This window comes from Brevundimonas sp. EAKA (assembly GCF_000698025.1).
Lineage (GTDB): Bacteria > Pseudomonadota > Alphaproteobacteria > Caulobacterales > Caulobacteraceae > Brevundimonas > Brevundimonas mediterranea_A.
In genome coordinates this window covers 16,856-39,117 of record NZ_JMQR01000017.1, presented here as the reverse complement: position 1 = coordinate 39,117, position 22,262 = coordinate 16,856, and the positions used below count along the sequence as shown (strand labels likewise).

At 66.1% G+C, this 22,262-nt stretch carries 18 protein-coding genes and 1 tRNA gene; 8 read left to right on the top strand and 11 right to left on the bottom strand.

Annotation, left to right across the window (positions count from 1 at the left end):
• The 3 genes from ER13_RS04205 to ER13_RS04195 all read left to right on the top strand — a co-directional run.
• The coding region (locus ER13_RS04205; protein ID WP_035306860.1) for a dicarboxylate/amino acid:cation symporter at nt 1–1,053 on the top strand (1,053 nt) is incomplete at its 5' end.
• A gap of 56 nt (nt 1,054–1,109) precedes the next feature.
• Nucleotides 1,110–1,184: transfer RNA gene (locus tag ER13_RS04200), tRNA-Val, on the top strand.
• A 65-nt stretch (nt 1,185–1,249) separates the two neighbouring features.
• A complete protein-coding gene (locus ER13_RS04195) occupies nt 1,250–1,462 on the top strand; it encodes a hypothetical protein (protein ID WP_035306857.1) in 213 nt (70 codons plus the stop codon).
• Between the two features lie 25 nt (nt 1,463–1,487).
• Here ER13_RS04195 and ER13_RS04190 read toward each other — a convergent pair whose 3' ends face one another.
• On the bottom strand, nt 1,488–2,705 hold the full coding sequence (locus ER13_RS04190; RefSeq protein WP_008261139.1) for an LL-diaminopimelate aminotransferase: 1,218 nt from the start codon (nt 2,703–2,705) through the stop codon (nt 1,488–1,490).
• 162 nt (nt 2,706–2,867) lie between these two features.
• Nucleotides 2,868–3,080 carry a hypothetical protein gene (locus tag ER13_RS04185; RefSeq protein WP_008259349.1) on the bottom strand — a complete coding sequence of 71 codons (213 nt, stop codon included), beginning with the start codon at nt 3,078–3,080 and terminating at the stop codon, nt 2,868–2,870.
• Nucleotides 3,081–3,457: 377 nt separating this feature from the next.
• On the opposite strand from ER13_RS04185, the gene ER13_RS18605 reads away from it, so the two are divergent.
• Together ER13_RS18605 and ER13_RS04180 are read left to right on the top strand one after the other, a co-directional pair.
• Nucleotides 3,458–3,598: a hypothetical protein gene (locus tag ER13_RS18605; RefSeq protein ID WP_008261426.1), complete on the top strand. Its 141-nt coding sequence runs from the start codon at nt 3,458–3,460 to the stop codon at nt 3,596–3,598.
• 66 nt (nt 3,599–3,664) lie between these two features.
• Nucleotides 3,665–5,035: a class II 3-deoxy-7-phosphoheptulonate synthase gene (locus tag ER13_RS04180; protein WP_035306855.1), complete on the top strand. Its 1,371-nt coding sequence runs from the start codon at nt 3,665–3,667 to the stop codon at nt 5,033–5,035.
• On the opposite strand, the gene ER13_RS04175 is transcribed toward ER13_RS04180, so the two are convergent.
• On the bottom strand, nt 5,013–6,224 hold the full coding sequence (locus ER13_RS04175) for an FAD-dependent oxidoreductase (RefSeq protein WP_035306852.1): 1,212 nt from the start codon (nt 6,222–6,224) through the stop codon (nt 5,013–5,015). The two genes, ER13_RS04180 and ER13_RS04175, sit on opposite strands and share 23 nt — an antisense overlap.
• Before the next feature lie 202 nt (nt 6,225–6,426).
• Between ER13_RS04175 and ER13_RS04170 the strand changes: the two genes are divergently transcribed.
• Nucleotides 6,427–6,993, top strand: coding sequence for a prephenate dehydratase domain-containing protein (locus ER13_RS04170; protein WP_008261806.1), 567 nt, complete (start codon nt 6,427–6,429; stop codon nt 6,991–6,993).
• A 289-nt stretch (nt 6,994–7,282) separates the two neighbouring features.
• The gene (locus ER13_RS04165; protein WP_035306849.1) at nt 7,283–8,041 is read left to right on the top strand and encodes a chorismate mutase; all 759 of its coding nucleotides are present in this window, start codon (nt 7,283–7,285) and stop codon (nt 8,039–8,041) included.
• Nucleotides 8,042–8,074: 33 nt separating this feature from the next.
• Here ER13_RS04165 and ER13_RS04160 read toward each other — a convergent pair whose 3' ends face one another.
• The 3 genes from ER13_RS04160 to ER13_RS04150 all read right to left on the bottom strand — a co-directional run bounded on the left by ER13_RS04160 (nt 8,075) and on the right by ER13_RS04150 (nt 12,387).
• Nucleotides 8,075–8,980, bottom strand: coding sequence for an SDR family NAD(P)-dependent oxidoreductase (locus tag ER13_RS04160; protein WP_035306848.1), 906 nt, complete (start codon nt 8,978–8,980; stop codon nt 8,075–8,077).
• Nucleotides 8,981–9,082: 102 nt separating this feature from the next.
• On the bottom strand, nt 9,083–11,035 hold the full coding sequence (gene acs / locus ER13_RS04155; protein ID WP_035306845.1) for an acetate--CoA ligase: 1,953 nt from the start codon (nt 11,033–11,035) through the stop codon (nt 9,083–9,085).
• A gap of 2 nt (nt 11,036–11,037) precedes the next feature.
• On the bottom strand, nt 11,038–12,387 hold the full coding sequence (locus ER13_RS04150; protein ID WP_154726000.1) for a DcaP family trimeric outer membrane transporter: 1,350 nt from the start codon (nt 12,385–12,387) through the stop codon (nt 11,038–11,040).
• A gap of 160 nt (nt 12,388–12,547) precedes the next feature.
• On the opposite strand from ER13_RS04150, the gene ER13_RS04145 reads away from it, so the two are divergent.
• Entirely contained in the window at nt 12,548–13,159 is a 612-nt protein-coding gene (locus tag ER13_RS04145; protein WP_008262719.1) for a response regulator transcription factor, read from the top strand.
• On the opposite strand, the gene ER13_RS04140 is transcribed toward ER13_RS04145, so the two are convergent.
• The 5 genes from ER13_RS04140 to ER13_RS04120 form a co-directional block, all read right to left on the bottom strand.
• The gene (locus ER13_RS04140) at nt 13,156–16,536 is read right to left on the bottom strand and encodes a PAS-domain containing protein (RefSeq protein ID WP_035306842.1); all 3,381 of its coding nucleotides are present in this window, start codon (nt 16,534–16,536) and stop codon (nt 13,156–13,158) included. The two genes, ER13_RS04145 and ER13_RS04140, sit on opposite strands and share 4 nt — an antisense overlap.
• A 106-nt stretch (nt 16,537–16,642) precedes the next feature.
• Nucleotides 16,643–18,316, bottom strand: coding sequence for an MFS transporter (locus tag ER13_RS04135; RefSeq protein WP_008262186.1), 1,674 nt, complete (start codon nt 18,314–18,316; stop codon nt 16,643–16,645).
• A 302-nt stretch (nt 18,317–18,618) separates the two neighbouring features.
• Nucleotides 18,619–19,608: a hypothetical protein gene (locus ER13_RS18285; protein WP_155988078.1), complete on the bottom strand. Its 990-nt coding sequence runs from the start codon at nt 19,606–19,608 to the stop codon at nt 18,619–18,621.
• 62 nt (nt 19,609–19,670) lie between these two features.
• Nucleotides 19,671–20,570, bottom strand: coding sequence for a TniB family NTP-binding protein (locus tag ER13_RS17650; RefSeq protein WP_052004858.1), 900 nt, complete (start codon nt 20,568–20,570; stop codon nt 19,671–19,673).
• A complete protein-coding gene (locus ER13_RS04120; RefSeq protein WP_052004856.1) occupies nt 20,564–22,219 on the bottom strand; it encodes a Mu transposase C-terminal domain-containing protein in 1,656 nt (551 codons plus the stop codon). The genes ER13_RS17650 and ER13_RS04120 overlap by 7 nt, the downstream gene beginning before the upstream one ends.
• Nucleotides 22,220–22,262 lie beyond the last annotated feature (43 nt).

Below are 22,262 nucleotides of genomic sequence, written 5' to 3'. Positions count from 1 at the left end.
ATCATCTGGTTCGCCGTCACGTCCCTGCTGGCCGTGCTGGTCGGTTTCGCCTTCGGCCATATCATCAATCCGGGCGTGGGCCTGTCCAACCTGCCGCTGGGCGAGGTCAAGGACCGGGTGATCCCGACCCCGCTGGAGGTGCTGATCGGGGTGGTGCCGACCAATCCGTTCGCGGCCCTGGCCGAGGGCAAGGTGCTGCAGATCATCTTCTTCTCGGCCCTGGTCGGGGTGGCCCTGGTGGCCCTGGGCGACCGGGCCCAGGGGGTGCGGCGCCTGGTGGACGAAGGCGCGGCGGTCATCTTCCGCATCACCCGCTGGGTGATCCAGCTGACGCCCATCGGCGTGTTCGGCCTGATCGGCTCGGTCGTCGGCGGTTATGGCTGGGAGGCCCTGCTGCCGCTGCTGAAGTTCATCGTCGCCATCTATGCGGCCTGCCTGTTCCATATCCTGGTGGTCTATTCAGGCCTGCTGAAAGTGCACGGGCTGAAAGTCACCAGCTTCTTCCGCGGCGCCTTCGCGGCCCAGCAGACGGCGTTCGCCACCTCGTCCTCGCTGGGCACCTTGCCCATCACCCTGCGCCAGACGGTCGAGCGTCTGGGCGTGCCCCAGGCCTATGCGGCCTTCGCCGTGCCCCTGGGCGCCAATGTGAAGATGGACGGGTGCGGGGCCATCTATCCGGCCATCGCCTCGATCTTCATCGCCCAGTATTTCCAGATCGACCTGACCCTGACCCAATACATCCTGATCGGTCTGACCGCGGTGCTGGGCTCATTGGGCACGGCGGGGGTGCCGGGAACCTCCATCGTCATGCTGACCCTGACCCTGTCCACGGCGGGTCTGCCGCTGGAAGGCATCGGCTATATCGTCGCCATCGACCGGATCATCGACATGATGCGCACGGCGACCAACGTCACCGGCCAGATGCTGGTCCCGGTGCTGGTGGCCAAGGAAGAAGGCATTCTGGACGAAGGCATCTACAACGGTCACGTCGCCTGGCTGCCCGGCGATCCGGAGGCGGAGACGCCCGAGGCGGTCCGGGCCGCAGGAATCTGAAACGGACGCTTGCGCGGGGCGGGCGACCGGGCTATGTCGCCGCCTCCGCAAGGCATGGATGCGTAGCTCAGCGGGAGAGCACCTCGTTCACACCGAGGGGGTCACAGGTTCAATCCCTGTCGCATCCACCATCTTCTCCGTTCCCGCCCGTTCCCGATAGCCGCGTCGCCGCGCGCAGCCGCCGATGGAAACGCCGATGCCCCAGGTCAATGACACCGTCCACATCCGTTTCTCGCTGAGAGGCCTGGGCGGCCCCTTCTGGCAGACCAACGCCACCGTCGCCTCGGTCAGCCAGGGCGTGGCCCTGCTGGATGGGCTGGACCGTCAGGTGCCCGCCGCCGTCAGCGAGCTGAAGCGGGCCGGCGCCAATCGCTGGACGCTGGACTGGGAAGTCCGAAGCCGGCCGTAGCCGGCTCCCAAACCAATTGGGAGAATCAGACGTCGGGCACGTCCCGGCCGGGGGGCACGTTGACGCCCATGGACTTCAGATAGGTCTTGATGTTGCGCCCGGCCTGACGGATGCGCTGCTCGTTCTCGACCAGGGCGATGCGGACGAAACCCTCGCCGTTTTCGCCGTAGCCGACCCCCGCAGCGACCGCGACCTTGGCGTGGGTCAACAGTTGCTTGGAAAACTCCAGACTGCCCAGATGGGCCAGGGCCGGGGGCAGGGGCGCCCAGGCGAACATGGAGGCGGCGGGCTTGGGGATCTCCCAGCCGGCGCGGCCGAAGCTGTCGACCAGCACGTCACGGCGACGGTGATACAGGGCGCGGTTCTGCTCGACGATGTCCTGCGGCCCGTTCAAGGCGGCGACGGCCGCCGCCTGGATGGGCGTGTAGGCGCCGTAGTCGAGATACGACTTAACCCGCGCCATGGCGGCGATCAGCTTGGGATTGCCGACCGCAAAGCCGATCCGCCAGCCGGCCATGCTGTAGGTCTTGCTCAGCGAGGTGAATTCGACCGCCACATCCTTGGCGCCCGGCACCTGCAGGATCGAGACGGTCGGTTTGCCGTCGTAATAGAGTTCCGAATAGGCCAGGTCGCTGATGATCCACAGGTCGTTGGCCTTGGCGAAGGCGACGACCCGTTCATAGAAGGCCAGATCGACCGTCTCCGCCGTCGGATTGGACGGATAGTTCATCACCAGCACCTTGGGGCGCGGCACGGTGTAGGCCATGGCCCGTTCGAGGCTTTCGAAATAGCGCTCGTCCGGCGTGGTCGGCACGCTGCGGATCGCCGCCCCGGCGATGATGAAGCCAAAGGTGTGGATCGGGTAGGAGGGGTTGGGCGCCAGGACGACGTCGCCGGGTTCGGTGATAGCCGTCGCCAGACTGGCCAGACCTTCCTTGGAGCCCATGGTGACGATCACCTCGGCGTCGGGATCCAGGTCCACGCCGAAACGGCGGGCGTAGTAGTTGGCCTGGGCGCGACGCAGGCCGGGAATGCCGCGCGACGCCGAATAGCCGTGGGCGTCGGGCTTGCGCGCCACTTCGCACAGCTTGTCGATCACGTGCGGCGGCGGCGGCAGATCGGGATTGCCCATGCCCAGGTCGATGACGTCCTCGCCGGCCGCGCGGGCGGTGGCGCGCATGGCGTTGGTCTCCGCGATCACATACGGAGGCAGGCGTTTCATGCGGTAGAATTCTTCGGACATGTCGAACTTCGCAGGGGGGCAGGAAAAGAGGGCGTCAGCGATGCCATCAATGGCGACGCTGCGATACCGAAAGATCGTCCGTTTCCACGGTTTTTACGCCAAAAACATCTGATCCGGCGCCGGAGGGCGCCGTCTCCGGCATGAACCGTGCGTTCTGGCCGGTCAGTCGGCGAAGTTCTGTGGCTCCGGAGCGACGACGTCGTAACGAACGGCGAAGCCGGAGCCTGACGTCGGGCCAAGCCCCGGACCGCGCCGCCGGCGTACATGCTCGGACAGACGCCGCACCTGGGCTTCAGCCACGCCGTCGCGATCCATCAACTGCCGCACCATGGGGTCGGCCAGCATCTCGTCCAGGGTCAGGTCATAGGGCCTCATATCGCACCTCTGGTCTGTCGACTCGCCCCCGATCACAGATGGGCGAGGCGAGGGCGAGCGCCAGAGTCGTCCGGTCGATGTCGTCGAAAATTCACGCCCCGCTACGTCCATCCGGCGCGGACATCCAAGGCGCGGGGCAGATCGACGGGAGGGTGCGACCTATGGGTCGGCGGATGAACATCAAGGCGCACGAGGCGTTCAGACCGCATGACAATCTTCGCCGAGATTCTGATCGTGCTGCACCGCCTGGCCAAGTTTCTGACCCGCAAGGAGCGCCTTCTGTAGGCTCACGTCAGCGGACGGAGCGATTTGGCGATTGCGTCCAGCGTGGCGGGCCGTCAGTTTGGGGCCAGACTATCGACCATACGAGGACGCCCATGGCCCGCAAGCCCAACTACAGTTTCGAACGGCAGGAACGTGAGCGCGCGGCGGCCATAAAGGCGGCTGAAAAGGCGGCCGCCAAGGCCGAACGCAAGGCGGCGGATGCGGCGGAAAAGGCGCCGCCCGCCGAAGACTGAGGCTCAACGGCAAAATCCATTCGTGTTTTCGTTGTTTGAGCGGCCGCAAAGCCCTATTCTTGCCCGATGACACGCTGGACCCCCGAAAGCTGGAGAACCAAGACCGCCCTGCACATGCCGGCGGACTATCCAGATCCCAAAGCCCTCGCCGCCGTCGAGGACGAGTTGCGCGCCCTGCCGCCGCTCGTCTTCGCGGGCGAGGCGCGCCGCCTGACGTCGAAACTGGCCCAGGTCGAGCGGGGCGAGGCCTTCCTGCTCCAGGGCGGCGACTGCGCCGAGAGCTTCAAGGAGTTCTCGACCGACAATATCCGCGACACCTTCCGCCTGATCCTGCAGATGGCGGTCGTGCTGACCTTCGCCGGACGCAAGCCGGTGGTGAAGGTCGGCCGGATCGCGGGTCAGTTCGCCAAGCCGCGCTCGTCGCCGCTGGAAGAGATCGACGGCGTCGAACTGCCCAGCTATCGCGGCGACATCATCAACGGCATGGGCTTCACGCCGGAAGAGCGCGCGCCCGATCCGCAACGGTTGATCCGCGCCTACAACCAGTCGGCCTCGACCCTGAACCTGCTGCGCGCCTTCGCCGGCGGCGGCTACGCCGATCTGTACAACATCCATCGCTGGACCCTGGGCTTCGCGGGCGACAACGCCGCAGGCGCCCAGTATCGCGAACTGGCCGACAAGATCACCGAGGCCCTGGCCTTCATGGAGGCGGTCGGCGTCACGCCCGAGAGCCATCCGGACCTGAGCCGGGTCGAGGTCTTCACCAGCCACGAGGCCCTGTTGCTCAACGTCGAGAGCGCCCTGACGCGGCTGGACGCCGGTTCGGGCGAATGGTTCGACACCTCGGCCCACATGCTGTGGATCGGCGAGCGGACGCGCCAGCTGGACGGCGCCCATGTCGAGTTCATGAAGGGGATCAGGAACCCTATCGGCGTCAAGTGCGGACCGACGATGACGGCCGACGACCTGCTGCCGCTGATCGACGCCCTGAACCCGGACAATGTGTCGGGCCGCCTGACCCTGATCGGCCGTTTCGGTCACGACAAGGTCGGCGAGCGCCTGCCCAAGCTGATGCGCGAAGTGAAGGCCTCGGGCCGCAAGGTCATCTGGTCGATTGACCCGATGCACGGCAATACGCTGAAGGCCGGCAACGGCTACAAGACCCGACCGTTCGACCGGATCCTGGGCGAGGTGCGGACCTTCATCGACGTGGCTGAGTCCGAGGGCGTCCACCCCGGCGGCGTCCATCTGGAGATGACCGGCCAGAACGTCACCGAATGCATCGGCGGCGCCCAGGCCGTGACCGAGGACGACCTGTCCAACCGCTATCACACCCACTGCGACCCGCGCCTGAACGCCGACCAGGCGCTGGAGCTGGCCTTCCTGGTGGCCGAACGGCTGAAGTCGGGGCGGATCAGCCGGTCGGAAGCCGCCTGATCGACGGAAACAGCGGGGCGACGAGGCCGATGGTCGCGTTCGCCTCGGCCCGGTCCGGCGTCTCATCGTCGACGCCGACGCCGTTCATGTCGTTGCGCGTGGCCTGAACCACGATACCGTCCGGTCGCGACAGCACGGTCACGCCCCGGAAATGCAGGCCGTAGTTCGCCTCGGGCTGGGGCGCGAGCCAGGCGATCTGACCGCGCACCGGGATCAGATCCTTGTCTTCGAACAAGGCCTTGGCGCCATAACCGGTGCAGTTGACGACGATCTTTTCGGACAAGGTCGTCAGATCCGCCGGCGTGTTGAAGGTGCGGGTCTCGATCCGCCCGCCCTGGCTCAGAAACTCGGTCTCCAACCGATGCGCCAGTTCGGCGACGTTGAACTGCATGGCGCTGACCATCCGCGTCTCCCCGACCGGAAAGGGCGAGGCCGAGGCGGGGAGGGGGATGGAGCGCGGCGCCAGCCCGTCCAGCCGGTATTCGGCGAAGCGGATCGGCTTTACGCCGGGCGCGGTGCGGATCGGCGGCGGTTCGGCCGTACGCGGCAGGTCCGCTGCGCCCGACAGGATATAGCGGTCGCTGAAGACGACCGGATCGCCTTCCGTGCCCAGATAGGTCTGGTGGGTCGCATAGGTCTCGCGCGCCATCTGTTCCCACAGGGCCGGAAATTCGGCCGAGACGCGGTCGGCGTCGGCGATGCGGCTGTCCGGCGTCCAGCTGCCGGTCGCGCGCATCGAACGGGTGAAGGCGGCGCGCTCTCGGGCGTAGATGGTCACCCGCGCGCCCATCCGCTGAAGCTGGAGCGCCGAGGTCAGACCCAGGGCGCCGCTGCCGATCACCGCGATGACGGGCGGACCGCCGACAACCCCGGCCAGGGCCATGGCCTTGCGCGCCGCTATGGCGCTGGAGCCCCAGGACAGGGACCAGCCGCTGCCGCCGTGGCCGTAGTTGTGAACCACCTTGCTCTCGCCGACCGTCTCCACGTCCAGACGCGGGCCGGCGGGGCGGAAGGGCCGGGTGCAGACGGTGATGCGGATGATTCGTTCGGGGTCCATCAGGATCGGGGCGATCCGACGGGGGGCGAAGCCGGCCGCGAGCGGGACAGGCGACGTCGCGGCGCAGCCGGCGACGGTCCCCGCCAGGCCGGTCAGTACGGCGCGACGGCTGGAGCGAGAGACGACGGACATGAAGCCTCCAGGAACGGGAACAGCAAGGCTAGCGCGCCCATAGCCGGTTCGATAGCCGGCCGGCGCCATATTCGGCTTGTCGGAACAGGGGCGGCGCCGCAGATACGCTCGGATACGGCCATGGCGCGGACAAGGATGTTCCGTCTGATCAGCGGCCAACGACAAGGAAAGGCGTTCGGGGACGATCCCGGACGTAGCGAATATGGATACGCCTGCGCACCAAGACGACAAGCCCGGCCGGGTCGCCTACCAGGGCGCGCCGGGGGCGTTCAGCCACGAGGCCTGCACGGCCCTGCGGCCTTGGGACGTGGCCGTGCCCTTCGAGACCTTTGCAGCGGCCATTGAGGCGCTGAAGACCGGGGACTGCGACTGCGCCCTGATCCCGGTCGAGAACTCGTCCATCGGCGTGGTCGAACCGGCGGCGACCCTGGTGCGTGAATCCGGTCTCCCCGTGGTGGCGGAGGCCTGGCGGCCGATCCGTCACGCGTTGATGGGCCTTGAGGGCGCCCGGATCGCCGATCTGAAACGGGTGCTCAGCCATCCCATCGCCCTGGCCCAGTGCGAACAGACGCTGAAGGGCATGAGGCTGAACGTGGTCGAGCATTTCGACACCGCCGGCGCCGCCCGCGACGTCGCCGAGGCCGGCGATCCGACCCAGGCGGCCGTAGCGCCGGTGGGCGCGGCGGAGGTCTATGGCCTGTCGATCCTGCGCAACGATCTTCAGGATTCCAGCGACAACCGGACGCGTTTCGTCCTTCTGGGCGTCTGAAGGGCTTGACGGCGCACGGTCTTTGCGTGCTTTAAGGCCGCACGGATCGCAATCGATCCGCATAACCGGACCCGGACCCATGTCCCGCCAGCGCGTTCTTTCTGTTTCCTTCGACCGTTCGCGCGCGGTTTCCGGCCTCTATTTCGGCTACGGCTTTTACGGCTTTCGATACGCCGGCTGAGGCGTCGGGCGCTCTTCGTCCCTGACTGTCTCGCCGGCGACCGCTCTGGACCAGAGCGGCTGTCCGCCCCTGCACATCGAAATCCCCCTTTGCCGAAAGCCCGAACCCATGCCCAATTCCAACGTCCAGCAAGTGTGGCCTGACGTGGTCGAACTAACCCCCGAACAACAGGCCCTGGCCGCCCTGCGCGCCGAGATCGACGCCATCGACGATCAGATCCTGGCCCTGTTCGAACAACGCCGCGCCGTCGCCGCCACCGTCGGCCGCGCCAAGGACGCCCCCACCGGCCCCCACACCAAGCTGCGCCCCGACCGCGAACAGACCGTTCTGTCGCGCATGCTGTCCAAGGCCCAGCCCGAGAACGCCGAAGCCGTCGAACACCTGTGGCGCGAAATCATCGGCTGGGGCCTGGCGCGCCAGGGGCGGCTCCAGGTCCAGGTCTGGGCGCCCATCGAGCCGACCCGCGCCTATGACGGCGCCCGGCTGCGTTTCGGCGCCGCCGCCGACATCAAGATGGTCCGCGACCCGCAAAAGGCCCTGGCCTTCGCCGCCGAGGGGCACGGTGTCGCCGTCCTGGCCATCAACACCGAGGACGCCTGGTGGATGGGTCTGCGTCGGGAATGGTCGATGCTGAGCGTCTTCGACGGTTACGGCGGCGAGACGCCGACGTCTCTGGCCGTGGGCAAGATCGACCCGCCGGCGCTCCCAAGGGGCCGCCGCGTCGTCGTCACCGCCGGCGGTGATGCGGGTGACGGCGGCGGCGCGCGTCGCTGGGGTCTGAACACCCACCACGGCTGGACCATCGCCCTGACCGAGGCGGAACTGACGCCCGGCGAGGCGGAAGGCTGCGTCGGCGCGATCGGCTGACCGCACCGACTAGAGCGCTCAGGAGGCGTGCGCCTAAGTGTGCGCCTTCTGGGCCTTGGTCAGTTCGATCATCCCCTGGGCGGCGCCCATCTCCGGCACGATCTCTTTCGACCGGTCGGAGATGGCGTCGAACCGGGCCGCCACCTGTTCCGGCGCATCCTCGCCGGTGATGTGGACGCCCTCGGTCAGGGTGACATAGGCGCGCTCGAACCCGCCGGCGCCCGCCGCCAGGATACAGCGGCTGGGCGCGTCCCGGCTCAGTAGATACAGCAGGCCCGGCGTCACCAGCTCCGGCCCCAGGGCCTCAAGGGGCAGGGCGGCGCCCAGGTCTTCGGTCATGCGCGTATGGGCCGTGGGCGCCAGGCAGTTGACGCGGATGTCGTTCTTGGCCCCCTCGATCGACAGGGTCTGCATCAGTCCGACCAGCGCCATCTTGGCCGCGCCATAGTTCGACTGGCCGAAATTGCCGTACAGGCCGGACGACGAGGTCGTCATGACGATCCGGCCGTAATTCTGAGCCCGCATGATCTCCCACACCGCCTTGGTGCAGTTGACCGCTCCCATCAGATGGACGTCGACGACGAAGCGGAAATCCTCCAGCTCCATCTTCGCGAAACTCTTGTCCCGCAGCACCCCGGCGTTGTTCACCAGCAGGTCGACCCGGCCCCATTTGGCCATGGCCGCCTCGACCATGGCCTGAACGGCGGCGAAGTCGGTCACCGAGGCGGCATTGGCGATCGCCTCGCCGCCGGCCGCCTCGATCTCGGCGACCACGGCCTCGGCGGCGGTGGCCGAACCGCCCGAACCGTCGCGGGCGCCGCCCAGATCATTGACCACTATCTTGGCCCCGCGCGCCGCCAGGGCCAGGGCGTGTTCTCGCCCCAGACCGCCGCCCGCGCCCGTCACAATGGCCACCTGGCCGTCAAATCGGATCGTCATCTCGTCGTCTCCACCCAAGGCCTGAGGCGTTCGGCTCCAGGGCCGGCCCCTTGGTCCGGTTTTGACGAGACTGGAGGCGGCGCACAAGCCCGGCCGGCGTGCTCAGCCCGCGCGGTTCTGGACCAGATCCTCGACGACGGACGGATCGGCCAGGGTCGAGATGTCGCCCAGCGCCCCGATCTCGTTCTCGGCGATCTTGCGCAGGATGCGGCGCATGATCTTGCCCGACCGGGTCTTGGGGAGGCCGGGGGCCCACTGGATCACGTCGGGCGTGGCGATCGGACCGATCTCGCGGCGGACATGGGCCCCCAGGGCCTTGCGCAGATCCTCGGTCGCCTCGACCCCCTTGTTCAGGGTGACATAGGCGTAGATGCCCTGGCCCTTGATGTCGTGGGGATAGCCGACCACGGCCGCCTCGGCGACATCGTCGTGCAGCACCAGGGCGCTCTCGATCTCGGCCGTGCCCATCCGGTGGCCCGAGACATTGATGACGTCGTCGACCCGGCCGGTGATCCAGTAATAGCCGTCCTGATCCCGGCGGCAGCCGTCGCCGGTGAAATACCGCCCCGGGTAGGTCGAGAAATAGGTGTCGAAGAAGCGCTGGTCGTCGCCATAGACGGTGCGCATCTGGCCCGGCCAGCTGTCGGTGATGCACAGATTGCCCGAGACGGCGCCGACCAGTTCCTGGCCCTCCGCATCGACGATCTGCAGTTCGACGCCAGGCAGGGGCAGGGTGGCCGAGCCGGGCTTCAGGTCGGTAGCGCCGGGCAGGGGGGTGATCAGATGCCCGCCGGTCTCGGTCTGCCACCAGGTGTCCACGACGGGGCAGCGGCCGTCTCCGACCACCTCGTGATACCAGCGCCAGGCCTCGGGATTGATCGGTTCGCCGACCGTGCCGAGCACCCGCAGCGACTTGCGCGAGGTCGCCTTCACGGGCGCGTCGCCTTCGCGCATCAGGGCGCGCAGGGCCGTGGGGGCGGTGTAGAAGGCCTCGACCTTGTGCTTGTCCACCACCTGCCAGAAACGGCTGGCGTCGGGGTAGTTTGGCACGCCTTCGAACATCAGGGTGGTCGCCGCATTCGCCAGCGGCCCATAGACCAGATACGAGTGGCCCGTGACCCAGCCCACGTCGGCGGTGCACCAGAAGACCTCGCCGGGACGATAGTCGAAGGTCAGCTCATGGGTCCAGGCGGCCCAGAACAGGTAGCCGCCCGTCGTGTGAAGAACGCCTTTCGGCTTTCCAGTGGAGCCTGAGGTGTAGAGGATAAACAACGGATCTTCCGCGTTCATCGGCTCGGGCGGGCATTCGGTCGCGGCCTTGGCGGCCTCGACGGCGTAGTCCACGTCGCGGCCCTCGATCATCGGCACGTCGGCGCCGGTGCGACGGATCACCAGGACGGTGTCGACCTTCACCTTCTCCAGGGCCGCATCGACATTGGCCTTCAGCGGCACGATCTTGCCGCCCCGCACGCCCTCGTCGGCGGTGATGACCAGGGTGGAGCCGCAGTCCTCGATCCGGCCGCACAGGCTGTCGGGTGAAAAGCCGCCGAAGACCACGGAATGGACCGCCCCGATGCGGGCGCAGGCCAGCATGGCGTAGGCGGCCTCGGGGATCATCGGCATATAGATGGTGATCCGGTCGCCCTTCCTGGCGCCATGCGCCTTCAGCACATTGGCCATGCGGCAGACTTCGTCGTGCAGCCGGCCATAGGTGATGTGCTGGCTGTCCGCCGGATCGTCGCCTTCCCAGATGATGGCCGTCTCGTCCTGGCGATGGGGCAGGTGGCGGTCGATGCAGTTGGTGGCGACGTTCAGGACGCCGTCCTCGAACCAGCGGATGCGGAAATCTTCCTTCTTGAAGGAGACGTCCTTGATCTTGGTCGGCGCCTTGATCCAGTCGAGGCGCTGGGCCTGCTCGGACCAGAAGGCTTGGGGCGTCTCGCGCGCCGCAACCCGCGCCGCCTCATAGGCCTGCCGGTCCATGTGGGCACGGGCGGCGAAGTCTGCGGGGACGGGGTAGAGTTCGGAATCGGGCACGCGAGACGTCTCCAGCATTTTCAGAATCCGTATTTGGCGAACAGGATCAGTCGGGTCATGTCGCCGCTCGCGCCGGATTCGATTTCGCGATCAGCGAACATCAGCTCGGCCCCCACATCAAACGCCGTAACGGGCGACCAGATCAAGTTGGCGTGGATGCTCTGGGCGGACCGGTTGACGGCCAGACCGGTCACGCTGGTGTCGTTGTCCACCTTCTGGGCCGACCAGATCAGGCTGGAGCGCCAGCCGGGCGCCCAGACGTGACGATAGGCGGCGAAGCCGGCGACGACGCCGATCGCATCCAGTTCGCCCGAGGCGTCCAGCACAGCGTCGTTGGAGAAGTTCAGCCCCACATAACGGCCGATGCCTTCGCCGCCCGTCACCATCAGTCGGAGGTCATCCTTGGCCCCGACCTTGATCTTGGTCGAGGCGGACAGGCCCCAGCCCGTGGCAGTGGAATCGATGTCCGTCGCCGGGTTCTGATATTTCAGCTGACGCAACAGACCGGCGAACTGCAGATCCCCCCACGGCCGCGCCACGGCGTAGCGGGCGGTGAAGTCCGGAAGACTGCTGTCGTCGGCGATGATCCGTGCTCCGCCGGTGAACGGGGTGACGGTCGTCTCGGGGTTCTCGACCGAGATCGAGAAGGGTCCGCGCGTGTATCGCACCTGAACCTGGCGGGCGAAGACCGTGCCCTCTGCCGCGCCGATGAAGTCGGCGGATTCCGGCAGGACGGCGGTGTTCTGGAAATTGGTCCACTCTTGGCCGATCAGCCAGTTGTCGATGGTGACGAAGGCGCGGCGCAGGGCCGGGTTGGCCGGGCTGGTGGTGCGCTGGTCCGCCGTGCCGGGCAGGGTCTGGAAGTCCATCTCCAGCCGGGTGCCGACCTTGTGGCCGCCGACCAGACCGTCCGTCGTCAGCCAGAAGCGGGTCTGGCGGGCGTTGAAGTCGGTCGCCGTATCCTCGTCGGCGCCGCCGATGGGAATGGAGCCGGGAATGTGGAATTCGCGCAGGGCGTCGCCGTTGGCCGGATCGCCGCCGGAATAGTTCGAGGCCGAGGCGTCGACCTTGACGAAGCCGCCGAACTTCACCGTGTGGTCGCCGATGCGGAAGCCGTCGCTGGGCGCGGCCGCCTGCTGGACCGGGGGCGGGGGGGCAGGACGGGTCTCCAGCCGGATGATGTCCTGCTGCTGCGCCGCCTGCTGGGTGCGGGCGGCGACGACTTCGGACTTGAGGCTGTTCAACTCGGCTTCGAGCTGGGCGATACGGGCTTCGAGCGCGGCCTGGGCGTCCTGGGCGAAGGCGGCGCCGGGCGCGAGAATCATGGCCGCAGCCACGCACCCGCCCAGAAGACTGGACTTGATCATCATGGTTCCTCCCGCGCCCATCTGATGCGGGCGTCCTGCGTGAACCTTTCCTTTTGGGCCGTAGGCGGCCATTAGCCATTGGTCTAGTTTCGACCAAAGTCGAACCACGCCATGCTGTCGACGACGCGGCCGACAAGCATGCCGTGCAAGGGAAGGACGCCTTATGGATCGTATCGTCGTCGCCGACGATCACCCGCTGTTTCGCGCCGCGCTGCGTTCGGCCGTCGACAAGGCCGCGCCAGGGGTGCGGATCGACGAATGCGCCAGTCTGGCCGAAGCCCGAACCGCCCTGAACATCGGGGGGGTCGATCTGCTGCTGCTGGACCTGAAACTGTCGGACAGCGAGGGCATGGCGGGTCTGGCCGCCATCCGCGCCGAACATCCGACCGTGCCGGTCGCCGTGGTCTCGGCCAGTGAAGACGCCACGGTCGTGCGCCACGCCCTGGGTCTGGGCGCCGCCGGCTTCATTCCCAAGTCGGCAAGTCTTCCGGAGATGGTCGAGGCCATCGCCGCCATCCTGGCCGGCGACGGCTGGGCGCCGGAGACGCCGGACGTCGCGGACGACGACCTGCCGGCGCGGGTCGCCAGCCTGACGCCGTCGCAGTTGCGTATCCTCGAAGGCCTGAAGGCCGGCCGCCTGAACAAGCAGATCGCCTTCGACCTCGGCGTGTCCGAGGCCACGATCAAGGCGCATCTGACCAGCGTCTTCCGCAAACTGGGGGTCCATAACCGCACCCAGGCGGTGATCCTGGCCAAACAGATGGACCCCTCCTAGCTCGACAGGAAGGCCTTCAGGGTCGCTGGCTTGATCGGCTTGGGCAGCAGCACGGCCCCGGCGGCGGCGGCCTTTTCGTTCAGCCCGTCCCGGGTGTCGGCCGTGACCAGGGCGATCCGGCGCACCCCGCGCGGCCGCAGCCAGTCGATGACGGCGAATCCGTCCGGCCCGTCGCCCAGGTGCAGATCGACGACGGCGGCGTCGAACGGTCCTTGCGCGGCCATGGCCGCCTCGACCCCAGAGACCAGGGTGGGGCGCGCGCCCCAGCGGGTCAGCAGGGCGTTCAGCGCGTCCAGGATCACCGGCTCGTTGTCCACGCACAGGACGCGCAGACCGGCCAGGGGCAGGCGGACCTCATGCGTGGGCGCGGTCTCGACGACCCGATCCGGCGGGCTGCGCGGCACAGTGATGCGGAAGATGGTGCCGCGCCCGAAGCGGGAGTTCAGCTCCAGCGGATGGTCCAGCAGGCTGGACAAGCGGCGCACGATAGCCAGACCCAGTCCGGCGCCCGGCTCGTCGACAGGGGCGCCGGGCAGGCGCACGAACTCGCCGAACACCATCTCCTGTTCCGCATCGGGGATGCCGCGTCCGGTGTCGCAGACCAGCAGCCGCACGGCGTCGCCGCTCCGCCTCGCCCCGACCAGCACCCGACCGGCGTCCGTATAGCGGATGGCGTTGGCGATCAGGTTCTGCAGCATGGACCGCAGCAGATCCCGGTCGGACGAGACCCACAGGCGGCTGGGCACAAGGGTCAGAACCAGTCCCTTGGCCTCGGCCACCGGCGCATATTCGCGTCTCAGTTCGTCGAACAGACCGTCCAGCGACAGGCGGGTCACGGCCGCCTTGACCCCGCCGGCCTCCAGCTTGGACAGGTTCAGCAGAGCGGTCAGCAGGCGGTGGGCGCTGTCGATGGCGTGGTCGGCGTTGACGGCCAGGGTGCGGCTGGTCGGTTCGGCCCCGGGGCCGGAAACCGCCGGCTCCTCCTTCAGGGCGGCGATGAACAGGCGCGCGGCGTGCAGGGGCTGCAGCAGGTCATGACTGGCGGCGGCCAGGAAACGGGTCTTGGACGCCGTCGCGTCCTCCGCCACGCGCCGGGCTTCGTCCAGACGGGCGGTGCGGTCGGCCACGCGGGCTTCCAGACGTTCGTTGGCTTCTTCCAGCTGACGGGCGGCCCGGCGCAGGGCGGTGATGTCGGTGTAGCTGGTGACATAGCCGCCGCCGGGGATGGGGGCGCCGGAGGACCGCAAGACCCGGCCGTCGGGCTGGCGCCGTTCGTGGTCGTGCGGGATACGCCGGCTCAGGGCCTCCAGTCGGCGCTCCACCCAGGCCTCGATATCGTCCGGGCTCTCGCCGCGCTCGGCGTTCAGCCGATAGATGCTGGCGATCGACAGGCCGACATGGACGAAGCCAACGGGCAGGCCGAACATCTCGACATAACGGCGATTCCAAGCGGTTACACGTAGATCTTCGTCCACCACAATCACGCCCTGGTCGATATTGTCCAGGGTGGTCTGCAGCAGGTCGCGGCTGAACTGCACGGCCTGGGAGGCCTCGTCCAGCATCCGCACGACATCCTCTGGCGCACGACCGCCGCCGGCCAGGGCGGCGGCGATGACCCGCCGCGCCGAGGCCGCGCCGATGGCGCCGGCCAGCATCCGTTCGGCGGCCCGGGCGAGGGCGGCGTCGGCCGGGTCGGCGTCGCGAAGCCGGATGTCGGTCTCCGCGCTCCAGGCGGCGAAGGCCCGTTCGGCCCGCTCGTCGCCGATGAAGCGCGCGACCAAGGCGCGCAGGTCGCCGACCGAGGCGCCGGACGGCGATGGCTTCGACTCCAGCCAGTCCGGCCCCAGCCGATCCACGAAGGCCCGCGCCTGCACCCGATCAATCAGACGCGGCTGGGCGAAACGCGACACCCCGACATAGGCGACGAGGTTCAGCCCCAGGCTGACGAAGACGCCCAGAGCCAGCGGATCCTTCACCCCCATCATGACATGCAGATGCCAGGGGGCGCCGGGCGCCAGCTGGGGCAGCGCCAGCATGACGATCCACACGAAAACCCCGACGCTCATGCCCGCCAGAGCGCCATGGGCATGCCCGCCGCGCCACAGCACAGCCCCGAACAGGGACGGCGCCAACTGGGCCATGGCGGCGAAGGACACCAGACCCATGGCGGCCAGCCCGCGAGACTGGTCCGTCGCCTGATAATAAAGCCAGGCCAGCAGAAGCACGGCGACGATGGCGCCGCGCCGCACCTGCAGGATCGTGCCGGCCATGTCCGACGAGTCGCCTCTGACCCGCCATCGGTCACGGGCCAGGAAGGGCAGGATCAGACTGTTGGAGACCATGGCCGACAGGGCCACGGCCTCGACGATCACCATGGCCGTGGCGGCAGAGAAGCCGCCGACAAACACGATGGCCGTCAACCAGGACTCACCCCGCCCGAACGGCAGGGCCAGCACCAGAAGATCGGGGTTCGCCGCCGGCGCGAACAGGGCCCCCGCCGCGACTAGGGGCAGGACGGCCAGGCTGGTCAGAAGAAGATAGATCGGAAAGATCCAGCGGGCCTTCTTCACGTCCGCCGGCTGGGCGCCCTCGACGAAGGCGACGTGGAACTGGCGCGGCAGGCAGAAGATGGCCAGGGTCGAGACCAGGGTGATGGCCGTGAAGCGCGGCGTGATCTCGGGCGGCGAGGCGAGGGCGCCCAGTCCCTCGATGATACGCGGGGTCGATCCATCATGGATCAGCAGGACCAGGGCGAAGATCGCCACGAACAACAGGGCGCCCAGTTTGACCAGGGACTCCAGGCCGATGGCCTGGATCAGACCGCGATTATGTTCGGTCAGGTCCGGGCGTCGGGCGCCGAACAGGATGGCGAACCCCGCCAGAACCCCGGCCAGCGCCAGAACAGTCAGCCGTTCTCCCCCCGCCACCGGCGTGCCCGCCGTCAGAAGGGCGCCGGCCATCGACAGGGATTTCAGTTGCAGGGCGATATAGGGCAGGGAGCCCAGGATGGCCACGATGGTGACCGCGGCGCCCAAGGTCTGGCTCTTGCCGTAGCGCGACGCCACGAAGTCCGCCATCGACCCCACGTTCTCGCGCCGGGCGGCGGCGGCTATGCGTCGCCATAGGGGGAAGAGCAGGGTCAGACCGATCACGGGTCCGATATAGATGGGCAGATACTCCCACCCGTCGCGGGCAGCGGTGCCGACCGCCCCATAATAGGTCCAGGATGTGCAGTAGATCGCCAGCGACAGGGCGTAGACCCAGGGCGCCAGCGAGCGGCCCCGCGCCTGCGCCGCAGGCCGCTCCTGCCACCAGGCGACGGCGAACAGGATCGCCATATAGCCGGCCACGAGGCCGAGGATCACCAGGCTGAACATGAGCGGGATGTGAACCGGGCAGGGTGGGTTTCACAAGGGCGGACAGGCAAATGAAAGGGCGGGCTGTCCGAAGACAGCCCGCCCCTCATCACGCCCGAAAGCAGGATCAGGCGTTCAGATCGACGTCCTTGCCTTCCTTGACCAGCAGGAAGCCCAGCACGACCGTCGCCAGCGCCACGATGATCGGATACCAGAGGCCGGAGTAGATGTTTCCGGTCGCCGCCACGATGGCGAAGGCCGTCGTCGGCAGGAAGCCGCCGAACCAGCCGTTGCCGATATGATAGGGCAGGGACATGGAGGTGTAGCGGATATTGGTCGGGAACATCTCGACCAGGGCCGCCGCGATCGGTCCGTAGACCATGGTCACATAGAAGCCGAGGATGAACAGGATCAGCACCACCATCGGCTTGTTGACCAGGGCGCTGTCCGCCTTGGCCGGATAGCCGGCGGCGGTCAGGGCCTCGCTCAGGCCCTTGTCCCAGGTCTTCTTCTGAGCCGCGAAGTCCGCCGGGGTCATGGCGTCGCCGCGGAAGCTCTGGACGACCGACTGATCACCGATGCGAACCTCGGCCACCGTCCCGGCAGGCGCCGCGACATTGGTGTAGGTGACGCCGGCCTTGGCCAGATGCGACTTGGCCACGTCGCAGGACTGGTTGAACACCGTCTTGCCGATGGGGTCGAACTGGACGTTGCAGTCCGCCGGATCGGCGTAGACCACGACCGGCGCCGAGGCGGCGGCCGCAGCCAGGCGCGGATTGGCGGCCTGGGTCAGGGCGTTGAACAAGGGGAAATAGGTGAGGGCGGCGATCAGGCACCCGGCCAGGATGACCGGCTTGCGCCCCACCTTGTCCGACAGCCAGCCCCAGAAGATGAAGAAGGGCGAGGCCGCCACCAGGGCGATGGTCAGCATCACATAGACCAGGGTGGCGTCCAGCTTCATCACCCGTTCCAGGAAGAACAGGGCGTAGAACTGGCCCGTGTACCAGATCACGGCCTGGCCGGCGGTCAGGCCCAGCAGGGCGATCAGCACCAGCTTCAGATTGGGCCATTTGCCGAACGAGTCCTTCAGCGGGGTCTTGGAGCCCTTGCCCTCGGCCTTCATCCGCTTGAACGAAGGGCTCTCGGACAGCTTCAGGCGGATCCACAGCGACACGGCCAGCAGCAGGATCGAGACCAGGAACGGAATCCGCCAGCCCCATTCCGCAAAGGCTTCTTCACCCACGGCGACGCGAACGCCCAGGATGACCACCAGGCTGAGCACCAGGCCGGCGGTCGCAGTGATCTGGATGAAGGAGGTGTAGAAGCCGCGTTTGCCGTGCGGCGCATGCTCGGCGACATAGGTGGCTGCGCCGCCGTACTCGCCGCCCAGGGCCAGGCCCTGGATCAGGCGCATCAGCACCAGGATGATGGGCGCCGCGATGCCGATGGCGGCGTAGGGGGGCAGAAGACCGACCACGAAGGTCGAGAGGCCCATCAGCAGCATGGTGACCAGGAAGGTGTTCTTGCGGCCCCACAGATCGCCCAGGCGCCCGAAGACGATCGCGCCGAACGGCCGCACCGCGAAACCGGCGGCGAAGGCCATCAGGGCGAAGATATAGCCGGTCGTCTCATTCACGCCGGAGAAGAACTGCACGGTGATGATCGCGGCGAGCGACCCGTACAGATAGAAATCATACCACTCGATGACAGTGCCGACCGACGACGCCAGGATCACCAGCTTGTCGTTCTTGCCGACCACATATTCATCATCGACCGGCGCACCAATGGCGCTGTCCGTCATTTGCGTTAGCCTCCCAGCTATCAGGTCTTTCCGACCGTTTCACGCCGCATACGCTGCGCATTGCAGGGACGTTGGCATCGTCGCGCGGGAAGCGTCAGGGAGACTTTGGTCGAACATAATATACGCCTAAGATATATTATGCGCAATTTAGACGTCCGACTGTGAGCTGTTGTGAGCTGTCTCTAACCCTGGGATTCCTGAGTTTTGGAGCGCTTCGGTTCCTTAAACCTGAGACTCGAGTTCTGATACGGCGACACTAGCGTTACGAAATCAAAAGTCCGTCCATTTCCGAGCTCCTCTCATCACCTGGATTGCAGGCATAGTGCTATGGATTCTGCCGTTCTCGCTCGTTGGAGAAATGGCCCAGGCCACTGCTCAGCGTTGATCATGAACCGCTGCAAATCTGAGTCAGCCACACTTGCGAAGATGATGGCCAGCGGATCCCTCAGCGCCAGCTGCCCGAGAGCGTCCGCCTGAAGTCGCTTGCCATTTCGTCCGAAAAGAAAAGCGTCGTAGAATTGGTGCTCCAGGATGAGTTCGAAACGACTGGGGTCAACTAGCGTCGTGGCCAGCGCGTGCATGCAGGCCGCCTGCCATACGGCCGACAGCCGTGTCATCGCTTTAGATGCGAACCGGTTTGTTTGAACGAACGGGATCTTGATTTCATCCGGGAGGTTGGAGATTGCCCGCTGTGGTCCATCCTTGCCTGGCGCAACTAGCAGATCAGCGAGCTCAAGAAGAACCGGCTGAACCTCGGACCACGTCGAACCGCAGCACCACAAGTTTTCGAATGGAGCGCCCCCGAGGGCTTCCATGCATGCATTTTCGAAAGCTATTGCGTGCAGCGGCGGCCCCTTGCGGCTCCGCCAAGTCGATGACCGGCTCGGCCTCAAAAATGGGTCGTTTTGGAGATCGACATCTCGCAGGAGTTTGATCCGACTGGTCTTGTTCGAGTCCACAAAGACGGGTGCCAGTACGCAGGTAGTTATATCTTGCAGCATGAGACCGTGGTGTCTGCATGTCACGCGCCAGATGAAAAGCCACTCCCGGCGAAAATACTGATCTCGCCCAGCCGCTGCGTCCTCCTCAAGGCAGGCACGGCAGGCCTTACCGCAGCGACCATCTGACAGATCCATCAAGTCATCTATATAGGCTGCTGGCCATTCAAGATTCAGACCGCAGGTGGCGAGAACTCGACCAGCCCCCTCCTCCACCGATCGAGCGGCCGCAATTAGCCGACGCGATGGTTTGAGATCCTCTTCAGGTGAAATTGGGTCGAGCGAAACCTGCATCCGGCCCCTCAACTCCATACGACGAACCCAGGAGCTCACCGCTTCGTCGCGGTATGGGACAATCATCGCCGTCGTGGGCCTCGCGATCGGCGCCCCGCCTGACGCCGCGCCAGGTTCATTGCGCCAAGTCGGGTGGCCAGCTCCGGCTCATCGATGATCTCCGCGTTTATCCTCTCACTACCGGTCCGAACGGCCTCGACCGCAGCTTCCTTAACCAGATAAGCCGCGCGGCCGACGTAGCCGCCAGTCAGTTCGTAGGCTTTATCGAACATGGCGCTGGTCCACTCTGTGCGGAGTCGCAACGGCATGGCACCCGCAAGAACAGTCACAAATTCAATGAAATCGGGAGGATCGAGCGGGGAAAGCTCGATAATCTCGAACCGATTTTCCAACTGCTCGTCGGCTTCGAATGCGGCGCGCGCCGGCGGCGTCCCAAAGCAAAGGAGTGCAATCTTATGCACGTTGCAGAGACGACGAATGGCGTTCAGACAGATGACGCCCCGCACACCCGTAAAAACGCTTAAATTATTCGCCTCGTCGATGATGAGCGCGTCTGGCCGCAGATCGTGGAAAAGGGCCGTTACCGCGCGAAGCAAGGTCCTAGCAGCTCCGTCTGGAACGTAGCGATGGGCCGACTCGAGGATCGCTTCGTAGAAACGCGCCTCTTCCGCTTCGTTTGGCGCCTCGATCTCAAGGATAACCGGGGGTCGATCGCGCCCAGGCAAGGCCCCTGCCTTCGCGATCTCCATCATCATCTTTCTGCGGAGCGCCGATTTGCCCGAGTTCGGCGGCCCGGTGAACAACAACGCCCTTGGGCGAATTCGTCCGGCGGTAAGAAGCGCCATCATCGCTCTCTGTAAAGCGACGTCGCTTACGGCGTTGGATAGCCAGCGGTCCCGGAGGATGTCATCCAGACGAACAAGCTGGTCCCCAAGGGGTTCTGCAGGGAGTGTGGTCACCACTCTTCCACGGTCCTAGCGGCTTTGCCTGGGCTGACCACGGGCAGATCTGAGAATGAGGGGCATATTGGTGGCGGCTCTCCGTAGATGGCCTCAGCCTGCTCGAGTGATCGCTCGTTATGTTCGTTGTGCCTACGAGCCCGTTTGGTCGTTGCCGCCTCTGCGGCAATGATTGCTTGGCTCTCCTCGCGCTTGGCGTGAATCGCGTCTTCGTCGAAGCTGGCGGCAGCCGCTTCGCGCAATGCCTTCAACGCAAGTTCGTGTTCCCGCAACGTGAAGGGAGCCCTGCGTCTGTAGAGGTGCACCCTCTCCCATCGGCCTTCTGAGGCCACCCAGATAAAGGACATGTCTCTCGGGTCATATCGGATATCGACGCTCGCGCCCCCACGCCGGACTAGTGGAGTCAACCAGGCGGCCCAGTAGCGGAGCTTCTTGAAGTGAATGCCTGTATTGCGCGCCCGACGGCGGTCTCCGGGGAGGAAGGCCAGCATGATTTCTTGGGCCGCTCCAGGTGCGATCTCTTTCTGTCGAAACCCTAAACCGATGCTTGCCTCCCAACGCGACTGCGGGGTGAACCCGTCCAAGCCGCGGTGGGGTGAAATATGGTATCGACCGATTTGCAGCAGGAGCCAGCGCTCGAACCCGTCGAGTGACATGACGGCTTTAGCTTCACTGTCGTACTCGCCGCGCTGGCTCACGTTCGAGAACGTCGTACCAGGCACCAAATGAAGCTCACCCATGGTCGTGCCGATATATCGCTCGATCAAGGCGCCATACCGCGGCTCCCTCACCGGTCGATGCTTGAGCATGATCCCATAGTTGCTGAGTCCGCGCCTGAAAGCCGCTGAGCGGAAGTCTGAACCATTATCGGCGTGGACGAGCTCAGGAAACCCGTGACACGGCCAGTCCCAGTTCTGTCCGGCGTCCTCGAGCAGAGCCTCTTTGGGCAAAAAAGCCCTGAGCAGCGCCATTGCAGACTGGATTCGGGAAGGTTTACCGAGGCTCACATAACATCCGACGCACATGCGACTAAAAGCGTCGATGATAAGCGTGACCGTCGGTCGCCCAATCGGCTGGCGGAACCGCCGATCCACCAGAATGATATCTCCTTCGGTGTGATCAATCAGCCAAACCTGATTGGGGCGCTCGACGACGAACTCCCCCGGGCGCGACGTCGCAATTTCTGCGGCGTTCTTGCCATGACGGGCCTTCAGTCGGTCGTAAAGATCCAAGGCCTGGATGCGCGTTTTGACGCCCTTTCGGCCAGGGGGATTTAGACCGGCCCTCCTACACCGGGCGCGAACTGTGTTGAGTACCGCCGTTTCGCTTGGGCGCTGTTCGGCAACATAGTCCCGCTCCAAGACCTCGCGGATGATCTCGTCTATGTCCGCTGCATACATCGAAAGCCCGGCGGGACGGCCTGACTTGGCGGGCAAGAGAGCTGAAGTGCGCTCATCCTCTTTGAGCCGCGCAATTAGGCGGTATGCCTTTGTCGTGGATATGTTGAGCGCAGCGGCGGCCGCATCGACGTCCGCACGGCGCTTCTTTTCCATTTGGGCCAGCGGAAGAAGGACTCGCCTCGCCGCTGTCGCAGCACGCCACGCAGCGTCCGGCTCCTCGGGGTCTTCCGCATCATGCTGGCCGACCGACATTTCAGTAATCCTAGGAACCTGAAACCTAAGAAAATGAAAGTTT